Origin of the sequence: Paenibacillus suaedae (assembly GCF_032337355.1) — a bacterium.
Lineage (GTDB): Bacteria > Bacillota > Bacilli > Paenibacillales > Paenibacillaceae > Paenibacillus_B > Paenibacillus_B suaedae.
Window position 1 is genome coordinate 364854 of the sequence record NZ_JAVYAA010000007.1, and the last position, 6390, is coordinate 371243.

The 6390-nt window shown below is 45.8% G+C and carries 6 protein-coding genes; 5 read left to right on the forward strand and 1 reads right to left on the reverse strand.

Annotation, left to right across the window (positions count from 1 at the left end):
* Positions 1-7 precede the first annotated feature (7 nt).
* From RQP50_RS24810 to RQP50_RS24825, 4 genes are all read left to right on the forward strand, one after another.
* Positions 8-688 (forward strand): DUF6677 family protein, encoded by a 681-nt coding sequence (locus RQP50_RS24810; RefSeq protein WP_072730175.1) that lies wholly within the window; start codon positions 8-10, stop codon positions 686-688.
* 26 nt (positions 689-714) lie between these two features.
* Entirely contained in the window at positions 715-1911 is a 1197-nt protein-coding gene (locus tag RQP50_RS24815; RefSeq protein ID WP_072730176.1) for a DUF4097 family beta strand repeat-containing protein, read from the forward strand.
* A 146-nt stretch (positions 1912-2057) separates the two neighbouring features.
* A complete protein-coding gene (perR, locus tag RQP50_RS24820; protein WP_072730177.1) occupies positions 2058-2498 on the forward strand; it encodes a peroxide-responsive transcriptional repressor PerR in 441 nt (146 codons plus the stop codon).
* A gap of 118 nt (positions 2499-2616) precedes the next feature.
* Complete coding sequence (locus tag RQP50_RS24825) at positions 2617-4371, forward strand: glycosyl hydrolase family 18 protein (protein ID WP_315747064.1); 1755 nt, start codon at positions 2617-2619, stop codon at positions 4369-4371.
* 195 nt (positions 4372-4566) lie between these two features.
* On the opposite strand, the gene RQP50_RS24830 is transcribed toward RQP50_RS24825, so the two are convergent.
* Positions 4567-4968, reverse strand: coding sequence for a DUF2614 family zinc ribbon-containing protein (locus tag RQP50_RS24830; RefSeq protein ID WP_065291873.1), 402 nt, complete (start codon positions 4966-4968; stop codon positions 4567-4569).
* Between the two features lie 120 nt (positions 4969-5088).
* On the opposite strand from RQP50_RS24830, the gene RQP50_RS24835 reads away from it, so the two are divergent.
* Complete coding sequence (locus RQP50_RS24835; RefSeq protein ID WP_315747065.1) at positions 5089-5979, forward strand: hypothetical protein; 891 nt, start codon at positions 5089-5091, stop codon at positions 5977-5979.
* The last annotated feature ends 411 nt before the right edge of the window (positions 5980-6390 follow it).

The window sequence follows — 6390 nt, forward strand, 5'->3', positions numbered from 1 at the left end:
GAAGGACTTGGCTGATAGAAAAGATGATCAATTACATGAACCTCACAATCAAGGATTCCGTGAGCAGTCTGCTAAAAAGGAGCAGGATGAGCAGTTTTTGCGTAAGCGTCTGGAACAATTAGCGCGGAGAGAACGCATGTCTCATGCTCATGAGAATCATCAAGGATATGGCCCAGGCCCAGGAGCGCCCATACCACCGCCTCCGATGTATGGAGCAATGCCGCAGAAGAAGAGCAAGTTTCTTTCTTTGTTTTTGTCCTTCATTTTCCCTGGAGCAGGTCATTTCTACTTAGGGTTAATGCAGCGCGGGCTGCTTATTATGATGATGCTGGCCTTGGATATCGTAGCTATCGTGTATTTTACAGCAATAGATGCGAAAGTGAATGTACCGCTTGTCGTATTGTTAGGATTAATGCTGCCGGTGATTTACTTTTTTAACTTGTTTGATGCCTTGCAATGTACGGAACGTGTCAATCATCAAGCGATGTTTGGTGGCATAGAGCCGACCAGACAAGGGCCGCTCTTAGGGCTTTTTCTTCTGTTCGGGGGAATAGTTATGCTGCTATTAACCGTAGATCCAGCGTGGCTTCGTTGGTTCTTTACGTATGCGGGATCCTACGCGGGAGCGGCTCTTCTTATTGGTGGCGGTATCTTTCTGCTTGTGAAGGAATCGAATAAGAGACGCTGACGGACAACCGAAGGAGATGGTCTTCAGTGGTTAAGGTAGGGAGAATTACTGCTTCGCTGCTGCTTGTCGCTGTCGGAATCATGCTGCTCAGCGATCAGTTGTTTGGATATCATACATTGCGATTGTTATTAACATGGTGGCCCTTGTTATTTATTATATGGGGGATCGAATATATTTGGACTGGCGTGTACCACAGCAAGCGGGGGGATAATCGTCGTCTGCGCTTGGATTTTTTAGGCATGTTCGTTTCTGTTTTTATTGCAGTCTCCGTCTTCATGATTTCTCAGCCTTCCCTGTTCCGGGATTGGGTACGAGGCATTCAGTTCGACTTCTCCATGATGAAGGAGATGGCAGGTGATAATGGGATAAATGTCCGCTTGCCGAAGCTGGAACATTCGATATCAGGGGATATATCGAAGCTCGTTGTTCGCAATAACAATGGGGAGATTCGGATTCAGACTGGGAATGTAGAGAATATGGATGTTGAGCTAAGTGCAATTGTAAGCGGAGTGGATAGAGAGCAGGCGCAATCGCTGGCTAACCAATCTGGAGCATCCATCGATAATAAGCCTTCCGAACATACATTGACGATTACCGCGAACGGCTCGAAATTTGCATTAGGGAATCGGCCAATCCGCATTGATATGATCATCACCATTCCGGCTCATGTTATGTGGAAGACGGATGTGATGACGAATAATGGGGATATCGCGATCCATGATATGAAAGCCGAAGCAGTGGCGAAGAGCAACAATGGTGATATTAAGCTGCTTAATATTGAAGCCCCAGTACAGGGAGAGACACTGAATGGTAATCTCTTTGTGCAAAATATACGCGGTGATGCCAAAGTATCTACCATGCGTGGGGATATTACGATGTACGACATCAGTGGGAAGTCGATGGCGGATACGAAATCAGGAGATATCGACATTCATGAATCGGCTGGTGCAGTCCAAGCAGAGACCTTGAGTGGAGACATGCTTGTTGAGTCAGAGAACATCGGCGGCAACTGGAAATTGCAGAATATGGCGGGTGATACCACCATTGGCATACCAGAGGGGGCTGATGTTACATTGCAAGCGATGAATCGTTTTGGAGACATCGATATAGATTCGGATTTTCCCTTCCATGTCGTAAAGAATAAAGTAGAGGGTACAATAGGAAATGCTACGTATCAAGTCAATTTGGACACGAATGGTGACATAAGCATACGAAAACGGTAACAGCGCGACGTATTAAGGATTGACAAAACAAAAAACTTCCACGTACAATGGACATATAGAGATTATTTTCTGAGAATCGTTACAATCTACGATTTGTTGGGATAACCCGTATAGAACTAATGTGAGCGTAGAAGGCGGTGGACAAGATGAAAACGCGGGTTCAACATGCATTGGGACATCTGAAAATGTCCGGAGTACGCATCACGCCACAGAGACATGCGATATTGGCTTACTTGATGGATGCGATGAATCATCCGACAGCAGATGAAATATATCGAGCACTCGAGCCGGATTTTCCGAGCATGAGCGTTGCTACCGTATATAACAACTTGAAGTTGTTTATTGAAGCGGGGCTCGTTCATGAGTTGACATATGGGGACAGTTCTAGTCGATTTGATGCCAATGTAACAGATCACTATCATGCCATTTGCGAGCGATGCGGCAAAATTGTTGATTTCGCTATTCCTGAATTAATGGAATCGGTGGAGAAATCGGCTGCAGAGGCTACTGGTTTTAGCGTACGCGGACATCGGATGGAAGTGTATGGTGTATGTCAATCCTGTGTGGAATCGACTAAGGAGCAATAGGTGATGGTCGATATTCAATACAATGCAGAAATGTAAATGCGCGCGGCAGTTCATGCTTGCGCGCTTTTTTATTTTATCGAATCCAATGATGCAGTCTGAAGAAGTAGGAGTTGACTATATGAGAAGCAATGGAGTGGGGAGAGGTGCTCCGCATTATCGAACCGGCGGAAAGAACCGTAAAAAAGGGAAGGGAGGAGGATGTCTCTTTATTCTGATTGGACTCGCCATCCTGGCAGCGAGCGTGTGGAAAGGATGGGATGGTATCAGGGATTGGTTACCTGGTCAGAATAAGGCTGACTCCCAGATCTCTCAGGTAGAACAGCCCTTGATCTGGGATGGTGCCTGGACGGGATATGGGACGAAAGGCAAAGGTGAGAATTTGCTCATACCTGTTCAGGCATTGTCTGATAAGCTTTCTATTGTGTATGAGAATAGTTCCGAAACCGTCATTATGACAAGTTCTAAGGACGTTGCTTCAGTTGCGCTTGGACACTCAACGGGAAGCTTGAATGGTCGAGCTAAACAGTGGTCAGCTGCTGCTGAACAAATTGGCGGCGACATTTATGTTCCAATGACTGCGTTGAAGGAAGTATACGGCTTGCGTGCGAAGCAGTACACTTCGAATGGTGCGGTTCAACTAAGCACACCGGGGCAGACTCTTCAACAGGGGATCGTCATTCAGCAAAAGGATGATGCCAAAATAGCCTTGCGTGAAAATGCTAGTTATCAAGCTCCCTCCTTAGAGAAGCTTGCAAGTGGAACGCAAGTCACGGTCTGGGGTGAAGAGGGAGACTGGCTCCGGATTGAGGCGGAAGGCGGCAATGTCGGTTATGTTGCTAAAGACGAGATTCAGCGTAAGGGAAGTGTAGCAGTTCCTTCAATCTCGCCAGCGCCTGTTCCTGCGTTTGTAAAGGAGAAGCGACCAGTAAGCTTGGCTTGGGAAGCTGTGTACTCGCGTAATCCGGATCCAACCAAGCTGCCCGCGATGCCAGGGACGAATGTTATTAGCCCAACGTGGTTCAGCTTGGCTGACAACGAGGGAAATGTAGATGAGAAGGCAGATCCGCGTCTTGTACAATGGGCGCATCAGAATGGGAAGCAGGTATGGGCGCTGTACAGCAACAGCTTTGATCCAGACCGAACTATAGCTTCGCTTGCAACCTTCGACAAACGTAACCGAACGATAGCACAATTGGTTAAGCTCGCAGAGAAATACAACGTTGACGGCATTAATATTGACTATGAGAACGTAAATGTTGAAGATCGTGATAATTTAACGCAGTTTGTACGAGAGCTTACTCCTCGTCTACATGCGAAGGGTCTTGTTGCATCGATTGATGTGACGGCGAAGTCTGGGAGCGGCAGATGGTCGCAATTTTTGGATCGGGAACAGCTGGCGCGTTCCGTCGACTTCATGATGGTTATGGCTTACGATGAACATTGGGCGACGAGTCCAACTGCTGGTTCTGTTGCATCCTTGCCATGGACAGAGAATGCTATGAAGCGAATTATGGAAGAGGATAATGTGCCTCCGCATAAGCTCGTGCTTGGAATGCCGCTATACACACGGATATGGACAGAGACAACAGAAGGCGGAGAGGTGAAAGTATCCTCTAAGGCTGTTGGTATGCAGAAAGTTCAAGACTTGATTCAGGATCGTAAGTTGAAGCCTGTTTATTCGGAGAGTGCAGGTCAGCACTATGTCGAATATGAGGAGGAAGGCGCAACTCAGAAAATATGGATCGAGGATAAACAATCGATTCAATCCCGCATTCAAATGGCAGAACGTCTAAAGCTCGGCGGAGTCGCTGTATGGGCCCGAAGCTTCGCCAATGAAGGCATATGGAACGTTCTTCGATATCGAAACTCTTAATCACGCAATGATACTTTTTATAAGTTAGAAATAAGAAAACCGTCTATCTAATCAGATAGGCGGTTTCTTCGTTAAGTCTGTTATATTCGGTTCACTCTTGCGAGTGAGGCTCGTGAAAACATAGATGTCTGGTCATGGTGTTGTGGGAATCAACGAGTCAATGCGTGAGAAATCTCTTTGTAAGTCATTCTTCCCTCACTTTGATACGGTAACATCCTTCTTACTGTCTTGATCTAAGTTGCTTTCTGGGGCGATGTTTTCTGCGGTTGCCTTGTCCGGATCAAGGGTAAGAATCGTTCTACAGAACATGCAGCGATCCGTTCTGCCGAGTATTTTGGTCTGGCGACCACACTCTGGACATTCAAGAATTACAGCACTAGTGGACAACATGCCAGCCCAGAAGTAAATCGCGACACTTCCCAAGAGGAGTATCATTCCCAGTACCATGAATACTCCAGCGAAGGGGCGTCCTTGTATGCCCCACATGAGAATGCCGGATGTGCCGAGCACCATCATTCCCATTCCGGCTAATGTAAGTACAAGTCCCCACAATCGAAACTCATTGATTTTACTTGTTCTAAAAAGACGTTGTTTCATCGCAGCCTCTCCATTTCAAGATTGAAAATGTTTTCGAAGGAAGAAGGAAAGAGAGTTTCTATGTAGAATTATAAACTATCATTTGATGTAAAAGAAAGCCAAAAAAGCGTGGGGTCGAGAATGAAACATGTATTGGATAACTCCATAGATCAATTAATTGGTGCGACTACAGTCAGCGGTCTTTATATATTGGATCGCAGCCAATTGGATGCTGATATGCACCAATATATTGATTGGGATCGCTATGTGCTGGTTGTTGATGAAGCGTGTCCGTCCCATCCTTTTGAGTCGATGGAAGTATCGGCCGATGACAGCTCAGTTGCACGCTGGATTTGCATCCACCCAGATAGGTGGGAGGAATGGATCGTTTCGGATGAGGCGAGGTCACTGCTTCCGTTTTACGGGCGTGGCAATATTCGCGTAGATCGCGATGGATTGCTTGCAAGTTGGCAGGAAAGATTGATTCAAGAAGAGAAGACTCCGAACCAGATGCAATACATGAAGACATATGCGCTGTTTTTGGAGGCATATAATCAAGCGAAGCATTTACGGAAGCTGGAATACATGCTAGACGCTTATCGATGTGTGGATTTCGCATTCTATTATTGGGCGTCGCTTGCCATAATGGAGCAAGGAGAGATGCCTAGACAAGCGTTATGGCAGCAAGTGAAGAAGTTAAATCTAGGTGTCTATAAGATGTACGAAGAATTCACTGCAAGCTCTGAGACGATGCCGCAGCGAATTGAACTTGCGTTGCTTGCTTGCGAGTTCTCTCTCTCATCGAAGAGTGTAGAATGCTGCGCACCATTGCTGAATTGGCTGAAGCAAGCGAAGGGGCCAGTTCCGATATCGGATATTATGCAGCACAAAGAATTCAAGTGGATGGCCGGTTATATGCCAGCTCTACTAAATAAGCTTACACATCGCGGTTGTGTAAAGGAACGTTTGATTGAGCATGCTAGTCCATATGGCAAGCTAGGGTATACTCGGGCCTATGAATGGGCTGGTTGACGGATGCACAATCACAGAAAGTTGAGTCGCTGCATGACAGCTCATGCAGCGTTTTAACTTTTTTAAAATAAAGTGTTGACTTGGGTTTGAAATATATGATACATTAATACTCGCCTCTTCGAGAGAAGCACTTCGAACGAAAGCTGAATAAGCAATCATTCGAAAGCTCGAAAAAAGAATTTAAAAAAAGTGCTTGACTCTAAGAAGTGAACATGATATATTATAAAAGTCGCCGCTGACAAAGTGGTGAGAAAAAGAAAGTAACTAAGAGATTGGTTACTGACTGAAATTGTTCTTTGAAAACTGAACAACGAGCAACGTTTGTGAATGAGGTAGTAATACCTCGTCAAAAGATATGAGCAGTTCAAACTTAACTTTAACGGAGAGTTTGATCCTGGCTCAGGACGAACG